Genomic DNA, 19,724 nt, shown 5'->3' with positions numbered 1-19,724 from the left:
ATTATGAAACGTTCTGATTTATCCAAAGCAATCGGTGCAGGTATTATAGCTGCTGGTTTAGCCCTAGCACCAGCTCATCTGCCTGCTTCAGCTCAGACAGATACAACTGGCGGTACTAACAACACTACAACCACCACCACTCCTCGCTCCGATGTCTACAATGCTGAAACAGATCGCGATTTTGATTGGGGATGGTTGGGACTGCTAGGCTTGTCTGGTTTGTTGGGTTTGATTCCCCGCAAACGTGAAGAAAATGTCCGCTATACAAGTACAACGAGTGAACGCGAGCCCGCCGTGCGTACTGACTACCGCTAAGAATTGAGTCTTAGGGCTGTGGGCATCATGCAGGGACAGGATGTTTTAACCTGTCCGATCAGTACCAATAATCATCAAAAAACCTCCATCTGTGGGGTTTTTTTATTGGAGATGATGCGCGATCGATCGACAATAAAATTGGTTACATCTGAAATATTGTACCATTGTCAATCAGATTTTTATGAACAGGCTTTCCGGCCTGTTCCACAAGAAAATTCACTTTTTGTGGAACAGGCCGGAAAGCCTGTTCCTGACAATGGTGCAATATCTCAGATATAAGCGGAATTGAGATTATTAACTTCTTCCTATCTTCTTCCCTTCTTCCTTTGCGTTCTTTGCGTCTTCGCGGTTCATTAAATAAAGACTTTTCAGACACAAAAAGACTTTAAATAAGGTTTTTGCCCGATCGATCGAGTACCTCCCAAACCGCCTGCACCAACTTTTCGGGGTCTAAAGGCTTACAAATGTGTCGCTGGAACCCCGCAGCCAGGGCCTGCTGATAGTCAATTTCTCCAGCATAAGCCGTGAGGGCGATCGCCGGAATCCGTCCCCCTTTGTCGGGCGCCAGAGCCCGAACCTGTCGCATCAACATATAACCGTCGGTATCGGGCATTCCAATATCGCTCAACAGCAAATCCGGCACAGACTCAGTTAAAACCGCCAAGGCATCGGCCGCGTTAGCAACTGCTGTAACACTTGCCCCACACTCCTCAAGCAGAAAAACCACTAAATCTAGCGCATCGGCCTCATCATCCACCGCTAACACCTTGACACCGCTCAAATTGAAGGATTGATCCGGCGACGCAGTTCCCGCAGGACTTGTCTGAGACTGGATCGGCATCAGAGGTATCCTGACAGTCAAGGTTGCACCTTGTCCTTCGCCGGGACTGTCTGATTTCACCGTGCCGCCGTGGAGTTCGACGAGATGGCGGACGATCGCCAATCCTAAACCCAATCCGCCAAACTTGCGCGTCATCGAGCTGTCAGCTTGCCGGAAGTAGTCGAATACATAGGGCAGAAAATCAGGTTCGATACCTTTTCCAGTATCAGTTACAGTAATTTGGGCCTTAGTGTCAACCCGATCGAGAACGACTTGGATTTTGCCCGACGGCGGGGTGAACTTGACGGCATTTGACAGCAAATTCCAGACTACCTGCTGAAGTCTGCCCGCATCGCCCAACACCGGGCCCAGATCCGGTGCAAATTGAGTGGTGATTTGAATCGACTTGACTTGGGCCGCCAGACGCACCGTTTCAATAGCAGCGCCGATGACCTCGGCTAAATCCACAGGTGCAATATTCAAGCTAACCTTGCCTTGCAGAATCCCCGACACGTCGAGCAAATCTTCGATAAGCTGGGTTTGCAGTTTGGCGTTGCGCTCGATCGTCTCTAAGGCATAACGCTGCTTTTGGGGTGTCAGAAGATTCGATTGCAGCAGCTTCGCCCAGCCCATAATCGGGTTTAAGGGAGTCCGCAATTCGTGGGACAAAACAGCCAAAAATTCGTCTTTGACGCGGTTAGCGCGTTCTGCCTCTTCCCGCGCTGCCTTTTCGCGGGCTAGAAGGCGTTCCCGTTCCGCTTCTGCAACTTTGCGATCGGTAATATCGGTGTTAGTGCCACACCAGCGCAGCAGATTGTTTTGCTCGTCGTGAATCGGCACGGCGCGGGAGAGAAACCAGCGGTACGATCCGTCTTTGCCGCGCAAGGGGAAAGTATCTTCCCAGAGTTCGCCTGTTTCAAGGCAGCGCCTAAATTTTTCCACAACGCGATCGAGGTGTTCCGGGTGGTGTACCTTTTGCCAGCCCCAGCCTAGCATTTCTTCTAGGGTGGTGCCTGTGTAGTCAAACCAGCGTTTGTTATACCAGAAAATCCCCCCAGCAGCATCTGTCATCCAAGCCAACTGAGCGATGTTGTCAGCTAGAGCGCGGAACCGAGCCTCGCTTTCGTGCAGCTCATGCAGAGCTCGCGCGTGCAGGATCACCGTCCAGAGGCGAGCCACCACTTCTTGCATCAGCCAAACTTCATCGGGCCGCCAGTGCCGAACCACCCTTGATGTCACCAGCAAAAGAGCCACCCAGCGCCCTTCCTGAAGGCAGGGAACATCGACCAAAGCACGAATCGACACGGCACCGTAGTTATCGAATAAATGCCCTGTATGCGGGTCATTAGCGATATCTGAGATGACAAGGGTTTGACCTGCCATAGAGAGAGCTTTCAGTTCTGGCGTCTTAAAGTCTGAGATTTGATAGGTGCCGACGGTGCTGGCCAGGTCGGACTGGTGCCAGTCTTGGTGGACAATTGCCCGATCGGCTTCTAAATCGATTTCGTGCCAGATGCAGCGATCGACCTTTAAATATTCTCCCAGACTTTTCATGGCTTCCCACAACATTTCTGTGGGGTTGAAGCGCTGTCGCAAGCGGGCTTCGAGATCGGAGAGAAACTGCTCGTTGAGTTGGGCTTGTTTGCGATCGTGAATATCGGTGTTTGTGCCGATCCACTCGACAATCTGGCCCGCTGCGTCGCGAATTGGCACGGCGCGGGACAAATGCCAGCGTTCCATCTGGTCTACTGCCCGCCGCAGGCGCAGCTCAATTTGATAAACTTCTCCGGTGATTTGACATTCTTCCCAGCGGGCCCAAGATTCTGCCAAATCCGAGGGCGGGACTAGGGATTGCCAATTGCTTTGAGCCGCTTCCTCGTAAGACATTCCCAGATATTCCAACCATTGTTGTTGATTGGTAAAGCGAATTTCCCCGCCGGAACTTACGTTCCAAAGCAGGTGGGGCAGCGACTCAGCTAGGAAGCGAAAGCGGCGGTCGCTTTCTGCTAAGCTTTCTTCTGCTCGTTTGCGATCGTCAATATCAATGCCGATACCAGCCCATTGCACCACCTTTCCCTTCCTGTCTTTGACGGGTACAAGTCGCGCTAGATGCCAGCGGTAATTACCATCAAACCTGCGTACCCGACACTCGAATTCGTAGGCTTCCCCGGCTGCAATCGCAGGAGTGCGCGTGGCGACAACTGCTGGCAGATCATCAGGATGAAATAATTGCAGCACCGGCGCAAGCATCGGCAATTCTGGCCTCATGCCGGTATAGGTTTTCCAGTGTTGGTTGCAAAACTCTAACCTGCCGTCGGCGGTGTTGATCCACATTAATTCCGGGACACCATCGGCGAGGGTGCGATAGAGATTTTCGCTGTGCCGCAGTGCTTCTTCTATTTGCCGGCGCTCGGTTTTGTCCTGCATAATTTTCAGGAAACCTTGCACCTCGCCGTCTGCGTCGCGCAGGGGCATCACCAGCCCGCTGCCCCACAAGCTGCTGCCGTCTTTGCGGAGGTGCCAGCGCTCGTTTTCTGCCTTTCCCTGAGTCAGGGCGATGTGCATTTCTGCTTCCGGCTTTCGGGCAGCAGAGTCTTCTGGAGTAAAGATGATGCGTCCGTGCTGCCCGACGATTTCAGTTTCGGAATAGCCCAGCAATCTCTGGGCCCCTGCGTTCCAACTGGTAACCTGTCCGCCGATGTCGAGGGTGAAGATGGCGTAGTCTTTGGCGCTGTCGAGAATCAACTGCAGGTGGGTTTCACGATCGCACAGTGCTGCTTCTGCTTGTTTGCGCGGGGTAATGTTGCTGGTGAAGCCGACTATTTTGGTCGCTTCACCTTGCTGGTTGCGGATCAAACAGCCGCGTTCCGAAACATCGATCCAGCGCCCATCTTCGTGCCGGACTCGGTACTCGATTTCATAGCGATCGGGAATAGTCAAGATTGATTGCCCCCCGGCTTGGATGCGTGCCAAATCGACCGGATGGATGCGTTCTCTCCACCACTCTGGTGTTGCCGTTGCATCCTCTGGGTAGACACCGACGATCGAGCACAGTCCCTCGGAACGGTAAACTGAGTTTGCTGCCAAATCCCACTCAAACACCATGCCGTCGATCGCCCTTGTAGCTAATTGGAAACGGTTGTAGCTTTCTTGCAAGGCGAGTTCGGCCATTTTGCGAGCGGTAATTTCCTGTACCACGATATGAATCCCCACAATCTCTGGGCCCCTGTCTCTGAGCGGCCACCAATTCTGGAGCCAAGTGCGAACAACTGTGGGTTGATCCCTAGTTGCACCGGTGAGTTCATAATTCCGGATCGGTTCTCCGGTGTCTAGAAGGTGTCCCAACAAAGGTTCGGCTGTGTCTGCCCAGTCGGGGACAATTTCGCGCAGGGTATGGCCGATGTGCCTTTGTACGGCCAAGCCGTTCATTTGGGCAAACCGCTGGTTGATCCGCACGAACCGCAAATCTGTGTCTAAAACGGCTAAACCCACGGGAGTTGTTTGGTAGAGCGACTCTATCTCTACAAGTTGACGCCGCACGGTTTGTTCGCTCTCTTGTAGGGCGAGCTCGGCTTTTTTGCGATCGGTAGCATCAAATAATACTCCGATAAACCGCACTGCTTCGCCTGCTGCGTCGTAGAGATAGCGCCCGAACGCGCTCAACCAGCGGATTTCTCCGTTGTCGGCGCGGATGATCCGGTATTCGGGGGAGTAGAGCGATCGCGTTTGGCGAGCTGTTTTGGCTGCTTGCATGACTTGCTTGAAGTCATCTGGATGCACGCAGTTTTGCCAAACAGCCGCGCTTGCTTCGCCGCCCGGTGTCTGTTCGCAGCCCAAAATGCTGAAATGGGTCGCCGACCAAATTACTCGATGTGTTCGCACGTCAAAATCCCAGGTTGCCATGCCTGAGCCTTCGATGGCGACGCTCAAACGTTCTTCGCTTTGTTTCAAGGCAATTTCAGTTTGTTTGCGATCCGTGATATCTGTCACGGAACCCACAGCCCGCAGGGGATTGCCTGACTCGTCCCAAATTGCTCGCCCTCTTGCTAAAACCCATTTGTAGCGGCCGTCTGGACAGCGAACCCGGTACTCGCAGCAGTAATGTGAGGTTTCTCGACGCAAGTGCTGCTGCCAATTGATTTGCATTATCTCCAAATCATCGGGATGAATGTAGCTCAAAAATTGGCTGAACTCCTTGACTTCTTCGGGCTGACGTTCCAAAATCTCTAAACACCGATCGCTCAGAATCTGGCAATTTGTTTGCAGGTTGTGATCCCAAATGCCGTCGTTGTTGCCGGCACAGGCTAGCTGCCAGCGTTCTTGGCTTTCTCGCAAAGCTTCTTTGGTTTGATTGGCGCGATCGATTTGTATGGCGGCAACGGCAAAGTCTGCTAGGGCGATCGCGATCTGCAAGTCTTCGGCATCGAATTGGCGATCGGAATCGTGAGATACAATCCATATTGCCCCCAGCGATTGATTTTCTGCTTGCAGTGGCACGACTAACGCTTCGGCGATCGGCAATTCTACTAGCTGCTGTAAGTCGGTGAAGTATTGTTCTGGAGCGAAGTAAAGCTGAGGAGTTTGGCGATCGATCGGGGTTCCCGACAAACGCAATTTGCGGGGTGTGTTTCTATGTTCTGCTGCTTCCCACGCTCCCGCTAAGGCCTCCCACCGAAAGATTTGTTCGGAAGTTGCATTTTCTTCTAGCAAGCAGACTCCGACGCTTCCTGCGTCGCACAAATCTTGAGCGATCGCCACCAGTGTTTTGAGCAGCGTGTGGGGTGAGGTTGCCAATTGTCGAGCCAGCGTTTGCAGCGCTCGGTTTTCTGCTTTTTGATCGTGCGATCGAGGGATGCGGCGCGACAGTTCATCGGCGATCGGAATGTCGGTTAAATTAGTTTGTGGGGTGTGCCAAGCTTCCATCAATTAGTGGTCTCTATGTCTTTCGGTCTGAGCTGGCGAGCGTATATCAGCGCCCTCTTCAACCATCTGCTACAAATTATAGCATTTACCCAGAGACAAAATTAGTTATCTATCTTGGTAATTACTTTTTATTTTTCAGGCTAGTGGATTGCCTTAGTTGCCTTTACTCTTGTCGCCGCCTTATGCACAATTTCATTCCAGAATCGCGCTTTTTTCCATATCTGACTTGGAGAGAAATTCAGTCTATGCCGGATAAGGAAAATACTGTGATAATTCTGCCGCTAGGTGCGATCGAACAGCACGGCCCTCATTTGCCTTTAATTGTAGATGCGGCAATTAGCGCGGCAGTTACAGGCAAAGCCCTGGCAAAGTTAGAGGCAAATATTCCCGCCTATGCTTTGCCACCTTTGTACTATGGCAAGTCGAACGAACACTGCCATTTTCCCGGTACAATTATGCTCAATGCTCAGACGCTTTTAGTAGTAATCAGTGAAATTGCAGACAGTATTTATCAGGCTGGCTTTCGGAAATTAGTGTTAATGAATGGTCACGGCGGACAGCCACAGGTGATGGAAATTGCGGCGCGGGATATTCATCAAAAATATCAGGATTTTTCGGTTTTTCCGCTGTTTGTTTGGCGCGTTCCTAATGTGGCTGCTGAATTATTAACTGCCAAGGAGTTGGAGTTGGGGATTCACGCGGGTGATGCAGAAACGAGTTTGATGTTGGCAATTTTGCCCGAACAGGTGAAAATGGAACTGGCCGTTTGCGAGTACCCGCAGGGTTTACCAACAGACAGTTTGCTGAGTATGGAAGGGAATTTGCCTTTTGCTTGGCTGACGCGAGAGTTGACTGAAAGCGGTGTGTTGGGCGATGCGACGGTGGCGACGAAAGAAAAGGGAGCTCGTATTCTCGAATCTCTCTCTGACGGCTGGGCACAAGTTATCAAAGATGTTTACAAATTTCGACAGCCTCGTAGTAACTAAAAATTAAGAATTAAAAATCAAAAATTCTTCTAATTTGTGTCAAAATGAGTCTAAGAAATTTTTTGAGTTGGAAAACTAACGATGAGTGTAAATTCTAAATTGCAGCGCGCTTTTGAGCAAGGTCGCGCCCTGAAAATTATCAGCGGTTTAAATAATTTTGATGCCGCCAACGTTGCTGCTGTCGTCAAAGCAGCGGATCTCGGCGGTGCTTCCTTTGTTGATATTGCTGCCGATCGCGATTTGGTATTGATGGCAAAACAGTTGACAAGTTTGCCAATTTGTGTATCTGCCGTGGAACCGGAAAAGTTTGTGCCTGCGGTAGAAGCTGGCGCTGATTTGATTGAAATTGGTAACTTTGATGCTTTCTACGCAGAAGGCCGCCGCTTTGAAGCTGAGGAAGTTTTGCAGTTGACTCGCGAAACTCGATCGCTATTTCCAAACATCACTCTTTCTGTGACAGTTCCCCACATTTTGACCCTCGACAAACAAGTGCAATTAGCAATTGAATTAGTCAAAGCTGGGGCTAATATCATCCAAACCGAAGGTGGCACCAGCGCTCAACCAATTCACGCTGGCACCTTGGGATTAATTGAAAAAGCAGCGCCTACTTTGGCCGCAGCCTTTGAAATTTCCCGCGCCGTATCCGTCCCCGTACTCTGCGCTTCCGGCATCTCCAGCGTCACCGCACCGCTCGCTATTGGAGCCGGTGCTGCTGGTGTTGGTGTCGGTTCTGCTGTCAGCCAACTTAATAGCGAAGTGGCGATGATTGCGGCTGTTCGCAGTTTGGTTGAAGCTTTGGCTTTGGTTTCGCGATCGCACTTGCCGGCTTCCATTTAATTAAGAAGGAAGAAGGAAGAAGGAAGAAGGAAGAAGGAAGAAGGAAGAAGGAAGAAGGAAGATTTTTCCCATCCCTCGCTCTTCCCCTTCTCCCAGTCTTCGCCTCTTCCACTCCCCCACTCTTTCACTTTTCCACTCTTCCTTAATAATTGATAAACCACACGGCATAATCATCTAATAACTGATTGTTGCGGGAGATTACATCAACTGATTCTAACTCAGATAAAGGCAACATAAACTTTTGGCGATCGCTGAGGCGCTGCACTTCCACAAATATGCCTTCTTCCTGAATCACCAAATCATCCAACTGATTAATTGTGAATCTATCAGTATAAGAAGGTTGAGTTTTTTTGAGCCGTGCATATTCTTTTTTGCTGCCCGAACCCATTGTATATTCTTCTTCCCATTCAAACTCTTCTATGCCGGTAACGTGGCAGGGGAGTTGAATATTTTGCTTGATGTAGTCTAGATATTTGACGGAATTTTTTAGGCTGAAATCAATATTTTTTGACCCCAAAATCTTACTGATTTTAGTTTCAAATTGCTTGGTATTAAATGGGAGATTTTCATCGAGATGCGCTAACATTTCTGGATCGAACCCCGCTCTCAATTCGGATAATTCCTCCAGCAGCCTCTGAAAGTCGTTGACCGGTTTCGGTCTTCTGCCTGCTACAATGGTTTCATCAAGCTGAACTGGAGGAAGTTCGGATTGTGAAGGAAGGGATTGGCTTTGCTCTGGGCGATCGTCCACTTTAGATTTGTTAACTTTAGATTTGTTAACTTTAGGCTGGTTAAGTTTAGGCTTGTTAAATTTAGGCATCGCTCGGTCTCGCTGGCTCGGTTTATCAATAAAGTATATCTTGGCAGAAGTACATTGTGTCTGATAGGAGGAAGCTGTAATGCAACTACTGAAATCACCTGATGAATCGCCAGTCTATCAAGGACAATTCGGCGAGTTTACGATTACTCAAAACGATCGCACGGGAGTGTTGATTTACCGCGCCGGATTGGGGGTGGCGGCGCTGTGTTTTGCGATCGGCACTACTCTGGTGCTGCAACAGGGCGACAACCCGATGGCAATCCAAGCTGTAACGCCTGTTTTTGCTTGTTTCTGGATAGCTTTAGGCGTCAGCTTGGCAACTATTCACATTTACATGATCGCGCTGCATCGAACACTACAGGCGTTTTGGGCGATCGGCGGCGCGGCAGCATTGTTTGTGGCCCTACAAAGCAGCCAACCTCTAGCTTTAGCAGTGTACGAACATCCCGCCACGTTGTGGGGAATTGGCTTTACTTTTGCCGCCTTAAATGGCATTTATTTTAAGGAAGCATTCTGCTTTAATCGCCTAGAAACTAAGTTTTTGACTCCTGGAGTTCCTCTCTTAATTTTAGGACATATTTTCGGTTTTTTGTCTACCGAAAATGAACAGTTTTTGCTGGCTATTTGGGCGGCTTTGTTTATCATCTTTGCTGTGCGTAAGTTCTTTCAACCAATGCCGCAGGATATCGGGGATAAAAGCGTTTTTGAGTATCTCAAACACCAATAATTTGGGAATGGGGCATGGGGCATAGGGAATTGGACACTTTTACTGATCCCTTTCCCTTTCATCCGTTACATCCGTTACATAATCCTTTGCCGAACTTCCTTATGCTCTAAAATGAGAATTCGTTTAATCCGTCGTCGAGAAATCTGGGCAATTACTAGGGAAGGTTGGGTAATTGCAAGCGCGGGGTTGATAATTTTAATGCTCTTAATTATTACAAATATCCATCCATTTTTGGCTGTAAATGCGCCGATTAAAGCAGATATATTGGTTGTCGAAGGCTGGTTGCCGGATTATGCGATCGAAAGTGCGATCGCCGAATTCAAAAAAGGCGAATACAGCCAATTAATTACCACAGGAGTTCCTTTAAGTAAAGGCTACTATCTCGCTGAATATAAAAATTATGCCGCACTAACTGCCGCGACTTGTATTGCGCTAGGATTTGATCAAAACCAAGTAATAGCAGTACCAGCCGCGAGTGTTGTGAAACACCGCACTGCTGCTTCTGCGATCGCACTTCGGGATTGGTTTTCTACTTCCGATTTAAAAGTTAACTCAATTAATCTTTATTCTTTTGGCCCTCACGCCCGCAGAAGTTGGATTGTATTTAAAGAAGTGCTGAATCCTGAGATTAAAGTCGGGATTATAGCGGCGGAACCGCAAGATTACAATTCCCAAGAATGGTGGAAATCTAGCGAAGGTTTTCGGACAGTAATCGGAGAAATCATTGCTTATATTTATGCCCGTTTTGTAGATTGGAAAGCTTAGCCAGTAATTGTCAACTTCCCTCTTAATTTTCTTCGCGTTATTAGCGCCTTCGCGGTTCGCAAAAAAATCTATATAGCAATTCTTGCAGGAGTCGTAAATTTTTAACCCCACCCCAACCCTCCCCTTGGTAAGGGGAGGGAGTAAGAAATTCACAAATGATTTAGGATTGCTATATAAAAGTTTTACATCTGTGGAAATACAGGACACGGCAGTGCCATTTCTTTACTCGGGCATCTGTGAAAATACAGGACACGGCAGTGCCATTTCCCTACCCAAGGAATACAGGAGACGGCAGTGGCGTTTCCCTACTATATTCATTCCACCGAAGATGATAAAATTATTCTCAGATAAGTTGAGGGTAACTCCTTGTTAGAAGAACGCGCTTACTGGTTAGCATGGTCGCAAATTAACGGTATCGGGCCGATTTTGTTGCAAAGATTGCAGCAAAATTTCAATAGTTTGGCAGAAGCTTGGACGGCAAAACCAGTAGATTTAATGCGAATCGAAGGGTTCGGCAAGCAGATAATTGAAACCATTGTGCAAGAACGCACTAAACTGAATCCAGAAGAATTTATCGAAAAACATCTTATAAAAAATCCCTGTTTTTGGACGCCTGCCGATCCAGATTATCCCCGCTTATTATTGGAAATTCCCAATCCGCCACCAGTGTTGTATTATCGTGGTTTAGTAGATGTAAAAGAGAATCAAGGAATTACGCCGACAGTGGCAATAGTTGGTACTCGCAGCCCTACGGAATACGGCAGAAGGTGGACTCGCAAAATTAGTACGGCTTTGGCTAAAAGTGATTTTACTGTGGTTTCGGGATTGGCTGCTGGTATTGATACAGAGGCTCATACAGGCTGTTTGGAGGCGGGAGGAAGGACTTTCGCAGTAGTGGGGACGGGAGTAGATATTGTATATCCTAAACAAAATGAGAGGTTGTGCGATCGCATTTTGCAGCAGGGATTGGTAATTAGCGAATATCCGGCGGGTACTCAACCGAATAAAACTAATTTTCCGCGTCGAAATCGCATAATTGCTGGCTTAAGTCGCGCTACAATCGTGATAGAAGCTCCGCATAAATCTGGTGCTTTAATTACGGCTTATCAAGCGAATGATTTTTGCCGGGATGTGTATGTTTTGACGGGCAGATTGGATGATGAGCGTTCTTTTGGATGTTTGGAGTTGCTGAGTAAAGGTGCTCATCCGATTCTGCCGGGTAGCGATCGAATGTTAAGCGAAGACAGGTTGTTGGAAATGCTCGGAGCTATGCCAAAATTGGATAGAGCCGAGCAGTTGTCGTTGTTTCCCCCAAATCCGACGGTTGAGAAGCAAGGGCCGCCGTTGGAGCCGGAATTGGCTAAGGTGTTAAGTGCGATCGTATCTGAGCCGATTTCTTTTGATACAATTGTGGAAGCAGCGGGATTAGAAGCGGGAAGAGTTTCTAGTATACTTTTGCAGTTGGAATTGTTGGGATTAGTTTCGCAGTTACCAGGAATGCGATATCAGCGCTGCTGATGTGAAAAGTTAGGTTATTCGGCGGTTGAAACCGCGTCTACACAGACAAAATCCGCCTGCGCGGATTGAAGAGAAGACTCTGTATTTTTCATTGTTGTTTAAGTTTCGAGCCCCCTAAATCCCCCTTAATAAGGGGAGTAGGGGTTGACTTTGAATACTCTTGTCCCCCCCTTAGTAGGGGCGGTGCGACCCCTACTCCCCGTGCCCGCCCTTGGCTAGGGGGGATCGAGCGAACTATTAGAACAATTGTTTGATCCGAAATCGCTCTTAAATCAATCCGAAATTAGCAGCACTGATACTGCTAGCAGAAACACCACTGAGAGAAGCTAAAATCTCCCCTGTTTGAGCAAACCGGATTAATGTTGCACCGCTATCTTGAGCAATCGCCAATTGCGAGAAACTCAACCCGTTACCCAATACTAACAAGTCTTGACCGACTTCAAAATCAGTAATCGTATCAGTACCGGAATTGGTAGAGAGTAGGAACTTATCTACTCCCATCCCTCCTACCAAAGTATCAATTCCCAAACCGCCAGTCAGTAAATCATCTCCCTTACCTCCGTAAAGAATATCATTACCCTCATCACCATTCAAAATGTCAGCACCACGGTTGCCAAATAAGACATCATCACCGCTACTTCCCAGGATTGTATCGCTACCTTTGCCACCAAAAATAGTATCATTCCCCAGACTTCCATCGAGGGAATCATTGCCCCTCATGCCCATCAAGACATTATTCCCGCTGTCGCCACTCAGGATATCGTCGCCATTTGTACCGAGAATTGCATTCGGGGAATTGCTGCCCAAATCAGCATCACCGCTGACAACCGGAGTTGCAATCCCAACAGGCAAGATTACAGCTTCAATTCGGCTATCTAAAGCAGTACCAGTATTGTCAGCAACTAGCTGGGAAATAGGTTTATTTCCGGTACCAACTTCTTTGAATTCTTGAGTGGTTGGGCCCAAGGCTACTTGTTGGAGGCGGGCAAGTGATTCAGGAATTGATGTTGCTGTTGGGTTGGAGACAGCCGCATCAATGCGCTGATTGGCTGTTGCCATTACTGTCGCGGATTGCGATGTAATTTGGGTGACTTGTTGAGAGTTGAAACTGGGGTCTATTTGCTGGATTTTCGCGGCAGCTTGCTGAATGATTGGTTCTAAGGCTGCTGCATTACTCAGGTTTAAGACTGTACCGGATTGAATTTGATTGGTAATTGAGCTGACAACAGCTTTGACAATATCGTTGTTAGCTGCACTGGATGCACCGTCAATCAAACCGCTAGTTTGGGTGATGAAGTTTTGGACTTTCACCATTGCGGATAAGACTTCGACTCCCCCTGGTTGGTTGTTGTTGGTCGCTGCTATTGGATCTAAGCTAGTTAGGTCAACTTCAGCGGGGAGAGAAAGGGCGGCTTTGACTAAAGATTGAGCTTCTTCGGGTGCAATTTCTTTGTCGGTTAAGTCGGCGACTAAACTGGTTAGGAGTGTTACTACACTTGCATCTGGTGGTGCGGTGAGTGGTGTTTCTAGGGGTAAGCCGGTGGCGGTGTCAGTGCCTCCTGTGACAACTAAATTGCCTTCTGATGGGTCGATTTCTCCGTTTTTGTTGGTGTCGAAAATGTCGAAGGGGATGTTGAGATTGAACTCACCCTTGCTGTTAGTGGTGGTGGATGGTTCGTTGGTGTCGAGTATGCCGTTTTTGTTGGCGTCTAGGAACACAGTAGCACCGGAGATATAACCGTCAATTGCAAGGCCCTGAATGGCATTGAATGCCAGGATAAATTCGTCGCTGACACTGGCACCAGCATTGTCCGTTGCTGTCACCTTAATTGGGAAATAGATGTTTGAGGGGACATTTGCCACATCGAAATCCACGCTAAAGGTCAGCGTATTCGGGTCGAACTTAAGCCAATCGGGTGGAATGATGGTGCCGGTATTGGGGTCGAGAGTCAGCCCGATGGGGAGGAAGTTCGGGTCTGGAGTTATGGAGTACGAGTAAGTGAGGCTGTCACCTGGATCATAATCAGTAAAGGTGTCTGGAGAAAGAGTCAAATTGAAGTCGCTGCGGAAAATGCCAAGACCTTGATTCCTGATGGAATTAGTCACCACCGGCGGGCGGTTGTTGAGTGTAGATTCAGCATCGATAATTTTCAGAGTGGCAGTGTTTTGGGTGCCAATAATGGAATTATCCCGATTGGTGATCCGAAACGCAATTTCTTCTGTTCCCTCAAATTGAGCATCCGGAAAAATGTCAATTGTGAAAGTTTTGGTATTTTCGCCTGGGTTAAAGGTGAGTTCACCAGAGAAATTGGGCGGAACGTCCCAATCAGTTCTGAAAGTCGCTGAACCAGTAGGAAGTTCTAGGTACACCCTGGAAAAGTTGTTTAGATTCCCAGTGCGAGTGAGGGTAATTTGTTTCTGAACGATTCCTGTGCGACTTTCATTGACCTGGTAAGTAGCTTCGGAAAAATTAATTGTAGGAGGCCCCTGAGCATCCAAAATTTGCAAGGTAGCAGTATTTTGGAGACCAATAATGGCATTATCCCCATTGGTGATCCGAAACGCAATTTCTTCTGTTCCCTCAAATTGACCATCCCCAAAAATGTCAATTGTGAAAGTTTTGCGGTTTTCGCCTGGGTTAAATGTGAGTTGAGGAGAGAAATTGGGGGTATTCCAATCTGTTCCGAAAGTCGCTGAACCCGTAGGAGGTTCTAGGTACACCGTGGAAAAGTTGTTTAGATTCCCAGTGCGAGTGAGGGTAATTTGCCTCTGAACCATTCCTGTGGGACTTTCATTGACCTGGTAAGTAGCTTCGGAAAAATTAATTGTAGGAGGCCCCTGAGCATCCAAAATTTGCAAGGTAGCAGTATTTTGGAGACCAATAATGGCATTATCCCCATTGGTGATCCGAAACGCAATTTCTTCTGTTCCCTCAAATTGACCATCCCCAAAAATGTCAATTGTGAAAGTTTTGCGGTTTTCGCCTGGGTTAAATGTGAGTTGAGGAGAGAAATTGGGGGTATTCCAATCTGTTCCGAAAGTCGCTGAACCCGTAGGAGGTTCTAGGTACACCGTGGAAAAGTTGTTTAGATTCCCAGTGCGAGTGAGGGTAATTTGCCTCTGAACCATTCCTGTGGGACTTTCATTGACTTGGTAAGTAGCTGGGGAAAAATTAATTGTAGGAGGCCCCTCAGCATCCAAAATTTGCAAGGTAGCAGTGTTTTGGGTGCCGATATTGACATTATTATCCCCACTGGCGATCCGAAACACGATTTCTTCTGTTCCCTCAAATTGACCATCCGGTAAGATGTCAATTGTCAAAGTTTTGCTATTTTCGCCTGGGTTAAAGGTGAGTTGAGGAGAGAAATTGGGGCCAAAGTTCCAATCTATTCCCCCACTCGCTGAACCAGTAGGAGGTTCTAGCCACACCGTGGAAAAGTTGCTTAGATCCCCAGTGCGAGTGATGGTAATTTGTTTCTGAACGGTTCCTGTGCGACTTTCATTGACTTGGTAAGTAGCTGGGGAAAAATTTACCGTGGGAATACTAAGAATCTGATTGTTAGGTTCCGTTATTCCCAAAGGAGTTTCATTAGATTTCGGTAATCCGATCGGGAATTTGTTTGTGCCGCCTGTTCCTGTAGTGAGTGGCGTCGGAGTTGGAGTCTCAGTTGTCGGCGTCGGAGTTGGAGTCTCAGTTGTCGGCGTCGGAGTTGGAGTCTCAGTTGTCGGCGTCGGAGTTGTCGTACCAGTTGTCGGCGTCGGCGTTGTCGTACCAGTTGTCGGCGTCGGAGTTGGAGTCTCAGTTGTCGGCGTCGGAGTTGGAGTCTCAGTTGTCGGCGTCGGAGTTGGAGTCTCAGTTGTCGGCGTCGGAGTTGTCGTACCAGTTGTCGGCGTCGGCGTTGTCGTACCAGTTGTCGGCGTCGGAGTTGGAGTCTCAGTTGTCGGCGTCGGCGTTGTCGTACCAGTTGTCGGCGTCGGCGTTGTCGTACCAGTTGTCGGCGGCGGAGTTGGCGCTACATCGTTATCCGTAATCGCCACTGTCACCCCTGGAACCACAACCACATTATACTTAGCATCACCACCACTCACACTGTGAGTGATAGTACCGCTGTGCGCGCCTTCGACAACGGTATCATCAACAGCTTTCACCGTAACGGGTTGAACGACATTCCAATTATCGGTAGTGAAATTCACAGGGGCGATCGCCTGAATCTGATTACCTGTTGTGAGAGTGATAGTAACAGGGGCGTAAGGCTGCGACGTTAACTTGATCCCATAATTGCCATCCGCGCCGCCTTCTGTAGCAGTTGTTTGCGTGGGAGAAATGCTGACACCTACTGTGTCGTTGTCGGTAATCGCTACATTTACATCCTGAATTGTTGTGCCGCTATACTTAGTGTCGGTACTGGTAACAGTGTGAGCGATCGTCCCGCTGTGCGTACCTTCGGCTTTGCTATCGTCGGTAGCGGTGACAGTGACTGTTTTGGCAACATTCCAATTCGTGCTGTCAAAGATAATAGGCGCGATCGCATTTATTTCACTTCCGGCATTAAAGTTAATGGTAACAGGAGCGATCGGCTCCGACGTTAACTTGAGCGCATAACTGCCATTTGCGCCGCCTTCTGTAGCAGTTGTTGCCGTGGGAGTAATAGAAATACCAGCCGTATCATTGTCCTTATTGCTAAGGCTAACATCCGCTGCATCTAGCTTATAATTCGGATCGTCGCTAACAGCAAGCGCTGTGACAATTTTGTAGTTAATATCGCCGTCAGCAATACTATCATTAACCCCTGTTACTGTCACCGGCTGCGGTGTATCCCAGTTAACCGGAGTGAAAGTTAAGCTATTAACCGAAACTGTTCCCTCTGCAACATTGTCACTGTTCAAACCGATAGTCACATTAGCAGTCGGCTTAGTATTCAAAACCACAGTAAAGTTAGCCTTAGTGCCATCTTCACCAGTAGTTAATCCCGCCGTCGGATTCACCGTAATTCCCGGAGTTTCATCGTCACTGTTGGTGACATCGACATCATCAGGATCGAGGTTATTGTAATTAGGATCGGTGCTGACAGCAGCAGCCGTGACAATTTTGTAAGGTTGAGGGCCATCAGCTACTAAATCGTCAACACCACTGATTGTTATTGGTTGCGGTTGATTGTAGTTAGCAGGAGTGAAAGTTAAGCTATTAGTTGAAACTGTTCCTTCTTCAACATTGTCACTCCTCAAACCGATGGTAACGTCAGCAGTGGGTTGAGCGTTGAGTTTGACTGTAAATTCTGCCTTGCCACCAGCTTCGGTTGTTGATATTGCTTTTGGACTGACAGTGATGCCGGCAGTATCATCATTAGTAATAGTTGTGGTAGCGGTAGCCGTCGCAATAGTCGGTGCGCCACCCGGTGAAACTGAATTTGATAAAGTAATGGCAACAGTTTCATCCGGTTCTATATTGCCATCTCCCAACACATCCAAAGTAATAGTCTTGGATGTTTCTCCCGCAGCAAAACTGATTTTGCCAGTGGCAGCAGTTGCGCCAGAAGTGCCGCCAATATTGTTGTAATCAGTGCCGTTTGTCGCAGTGCCGGTAATGGCATAATCTACGGTACTCCAAAGTTCAGTGCTGCCATTACGAGTAATAGTAAATGTGGCAGGAGTAGCGCCCGAATTCCCTTCGGTAACGGTGGGATTGTCGGCGACAATTGAGTAAGAACTATTCCTGTCCAATATAGCCACTTTCACTTGACTCGTACCGTCGGCAACACCGCCTGTAATCGCACCCAAATTGAGAACTAACTGTTCGTTACTGTCAACGATATTGTCAGCCTTGATGGTAACTGAAATATCCTGCGTTAAAGTCGTAGTGCCAGCAGAAAAAGTAAGGGATGTAGTTGAAAGAGTGTAGTCTGCACCTAGAGTAGCCGTGCTGCTGGGATCGATGACAATTGGTACATTTACATCACTTAATGTGCCACCGCTGATAGTAACGGGAACCGTAATTACTGTGTCGGTCGTGCCTTCATTAACGTTGTAAGTGTTACCTATTTTGGGAGTAACGAAGGATACCTTAGTGGGTGTATTCAGCAGAATCGAAACGTTGCCTGAACCGCTGTTCGCTACGGCCAAATCCGGGAGAGTGTCAGCATTAAAGTTGCCGGCAATAATGGAGTTTGGATCTGTCCCCGCAGCAAAGTTAATGGGTGCACTAAAACCGCCACTGCCATTGCCTACTAAAATTGCAGCGCCGTTGGTGCCTCCTACTGCTAAGTCAAGTTTGCCGTCTCCGCTAAAGTCATTTGCAACAATGCCTTGCAGCCCTGTCCCCGCGCTAAAATTAGTGACCGCCCCAAAGCTGCCCGTGCCATTTCCCAATAGAATTGACACATTGTTAGAGCCGGTGTTAACTACGGCTAAGTCGAGGAAATTGTCTCCGTTAAAGTCCCCATTGGCGATCGAATTTGGATTTTGCCCAGCCCCCAAATTAGTAGCTGCACCAAAACCGCCAGTGCCATTCGCTAAAAAAACAGAAATGGTGTTAGAGACACTGTTCGGCACAGCTAAATCGGAAAAAGTATCTCCGTTAAAGTCCCCCACTGTCATGAAAGCGGGAAGTGACTGCGCGCTCAAGTTAGTGTTGAAATTCAATGCCCCGCTGCCACTGCTATTTGCCAGCAAAATTGTGACACCACCAGAGGCACTGCCAGGGCTTGAATTGACTACTGCTACGTCTGAAAAGTTGTCGTCGTTAAACTTCCCAACTGCAACCGAGATAGGAGATACTCCTGTAGGATATGGAGTCGGGCTGCCAAAACCGCCCGTACCATTTCCTAAGAAAATTGAGAGGGCGCCACCAGTGCCGCTACCCACTACTGCCAAGTCGGGGAAATTATCGTTGTTAAAATTGCCGATCGCGATCGATGTGGGATATGACACCGCCAAGGTAGGAATAGGCGCAGGATCGAAGCCACCAGTGCCATTGCCTAACAGGATAGAAACGGTGTCAGATCCTTGGTTTGTTACAGCTAGATCGGGTTGGCCATCCAGGTCAAAATCTCCCGTAGCAATACCGTAGGGATTTGTCCCCGCGCCAATATTTGTGGCCGCACCGAAGGTGTTCAAAACATACTCGTAACCCGCTAATACTTCGGGTTCAAATACCAGCGGCGTTTCTATTTTCCCGGTGGTCACTTCTAATTCCCAGTCGCCTCCTTTGGCTACACTTCCGGTGAGGTTTTGGGAAGCCGCAACGTTTGAATTTGTGAGTTGGGCAATTCGTTGGATGAAGGCTACACCGTCTATATCTCTGGCGTGTTGATCATCTCTGGCGTGTTGATCATCTATGGCGTATTCATCAGATCCGCCAGGGGTTGAAACCCCCGTCTCATAGCGAAAGTCCTCGCTCAGGGACTGTTTATTGAGGTTGTTTTCAGTCGGTTTCAACCGACTTGAGCTTTGAGCCTGGGAATTCATTCCCTGGCGGACTTTCGGGTAAGCGCCAGAGGCTGATGCGACATCTACAGCGTGTTCGTCGGTTCCGCCGTTCGTTTCAACCCCCGTCTCATAGCGAAAGTCCTCGCTCAGGGACTGTTTATTGAGGTTGTTCCCAGTCGGTTTCAACCGACTTGAGCTTTGAGAAAGGGAATTCATTCCCTGGCGGACTTTCGGGTAAGCAGTCGGTTTCAACCGACTTGAGCTTTGAGAAAGGGAATTCATTCCCTGGCGGACTTTCGGGTAAGCGCCAGAGGCTGATGCGACATTGCAACCGTAAATCAGAATGTCCGCATCAACAGTTAAAGCACTCCGCCACTGCTGCAATTTCTCGGAATAAGTTTCCACATTATCTAAACTCAAGCAGCCATTACCCAATTGCAAGCTACCCGGAGCACCGTGAGAAACTATGTGAATGCTGTCAATATTGGTACGAAGAGCTAAAATTTGAGTGATTTGGTCGATCGCATCTCGGTTCCCATCCAAAACAACTACTTCCGTACCCGGTTTTACCCCGGCCATCAAACTTTG

9 protein-coding genes are annotated in these 19,724 nt (G+C 48.4%); 6 read left to right on the top strand and 3 right to left on the bottom strand.

Features of this window, described 5'->3' with window-relative positions; all coding sequences use genetic code 11:
• Positions 1-3 precede the first annotated feature (3 nt).
• Positions 4-315 carry a WGxxGxxG family protein gene (locus QT987_RS22375; RefSeq protein ID WP_333244502.1) on the top strand — a complete coding sequence of 104 codons (312 nt, stop codon included), beginning with the start codon at positions 4-6 and terminating at the stop codon, positions 313-315.
• Positions 316-700: 385 nt separating this feature from the next.
• Here the strand turns inward: QT987_RS22375 and QT987_RS22370 are convergent, their stop codons facing one another.
• Positions 701-6,058, bottom strand: a complete 5,358-nt coding sequence (locus QT987_RS22370; protein ID WP_333244499.1) for a PAS domain S-box protein — start codon at positions 6,056-6,058, stop codon at positions 701-703.
• A 182-nt stretch (positions 6,059-6,240) separates the two neighbouring features.
• On the opposite strand from QT987_RS22370, the gene QT987_RS22365 reads away from it, so the two are divergent.
• Entirely contained in the window at positions 6,241-7,044 is an 804-nt protein-coding gene (locus QT987_RS22365; protein ID WP_333244496.1) for a creatininase family protein, read from the top strand.
• Between the two features lie 81 nt (positions 7,045-7,125).
• On the top strand, positions 7,126-7,881 hold the full coding sequence (locus QT987_RS22360; protein WP_333244494.1) for a DUF561 domain-containing protein: 756 nt from the start codon (positions 7,126-7,128) through the stop codon (positions 7,879-7,881).
• Positions 7,882-8,023: 142 nt separating this feature from the next.
• On the opposite strand, the gene QT987_RS22355 is transcribed toward QT987_RS22360, so the two are convergent.
• Positions 8,024-8,701 (bottom strand): calcium-binding protein, encoded by a 678-nt coding sequence (locus QT987_RS22355; RefSeq protein ID WP_333244491.1) that lies wholly within the window; start codon positions 8,699-8,701, stop codon positions 8,024-8,026.
• A 79-nt stretch (positions 8,702-8,780) separates the two neighbouring features.
• On the opposite strand from QT987_RS22355, the gene QT987_RS22350 reads away from it, so the two are divergent.
• The 3 genes from QT987_RS22350 to dprA all read left to right on the top strand — a co-directional run bounded on the left by QT987_RS22350 (position 8,781) and on the right by dprA (position 11,711).
• Positions 8,781-9,428: a DUF2301 domain-containing membrane protein gene (locus tag QT987_RS22350; protein ID WP_333244488.1), complete on the top strand. Its 648-nt coding sequence runs from the start codon at positions 8,781-8,783 to the stop codon at positions 9,426-9,428.
• Between the two features lie 111 nt (positions 9,429-9,539).
• The gene (locus QT987_RS22345; RefSeq protein WP_333244485.1) at positions 9,540-10,193 is read left to right on the top strand and encodes a YdcF family protein; all 654 of its coding nucleotides are present in this window, start codon (positions 9,540-9,542) and stop codon (positions 10,191-10,193) included.
• Positions 10,194-10,559: 366 nt separating this feature from the next.
• Positions 10,560-11,711 (top strand): DNA-processing protein DprA, encoded by a 1,152-nt coding sequence (gene dprA / locus QT987_RS22340; protein ID WP_333244480.1) that lies wholly within the window; start codon positions 10,560-10,562, stop codon positions 11,709-11,711.
• A gap of 267 nt (positions 11,712-11,978) precedes the next feature.
• Here dprA and QT987_RS22335 read toward each other — a convergent pair whose 3' ends face one another.
• Positions 11,979-19,715, bottom strand: coding sequence for a Calx-beta domain-containing protein (locus tag QT987_RS22335; RefSeq protein ID WP_333244477.1), 7,737 nt, complete (start codon positions 19,713-19,715; stop codon positions 11,979-11,981).
• Positions 19,716-19,724: the final 9 nt, after the last annotated feature.

It is taken from the genome of Microcoleus sp. SVA1B4, from assembly GCF_036700545.1.
Lineage (GTDB): Bacteria > Cyanobacteriota > Cyanobacteriia > Cyanobacteriales > Microcoleaceae > Microcoleus.
This window is presented reverse-complemented; position numbering and strand designations above follow the sequence as displayed.

Bases quoted from the DNA above. Each gene is read 5' to 3' on its own strand.
- QT987_RS22375 (WP_333244502.1), top strand. From the start codon at position 4: ATGAAACGTTCTGATTTATCCAAAGCAATCGGTGCAGGTATTATAGCT.
- QT987_RS22370 (WP_333244499.1), bottom strand. From the start codon at position 6,058: ATGGAAGCTTGGCACACCCCACAAACTAATTTAACCGACATTCCGATC.
- QT987_RS22365 (WP_333244496.1), top strand. From the start codon at position 6,241: ATGCACAATTTCATTCCAGAATCGCGCTTTTTTCCATATCTGACTTGG.
- QT987_RS22360 (WP_333244494.1), top strand. From the start codon at position 7,126: ATGAGTGTAAATTCTAAATTGCAGCGCGCTTTTGAGCAAGGTCGCGCC.
- QT987_RS22355 (WP_333244491.1), bottom strand. From the start codon at position 8,701: ATGCCTAAATTTAACAAGCCTAAACTTAACCAGCCTAAAGTTAACAAA.
- QT987_RS22350 (WP_333244488.1), top strand. From the start codon at position 8,781: ATGCAACTACTGAAATCACCTGATGAATCGCCAGTCTATCAAGGACAA.
- QT987_RS22345 (WP_333244485.1), top strand. From the start codon at position 9,540: ATGAGAATTCGTTTAATCCGTCGTCGAGAAATCTGGGCAATTACTAGG.
- QT987_RS22335 (WP_333244477.1), bottom strand. From the start codon at position 19,715: ATGGCCGGGGTAAAACCGGGTACGGAAGTAGTTGTTTTGGATGGGAAC.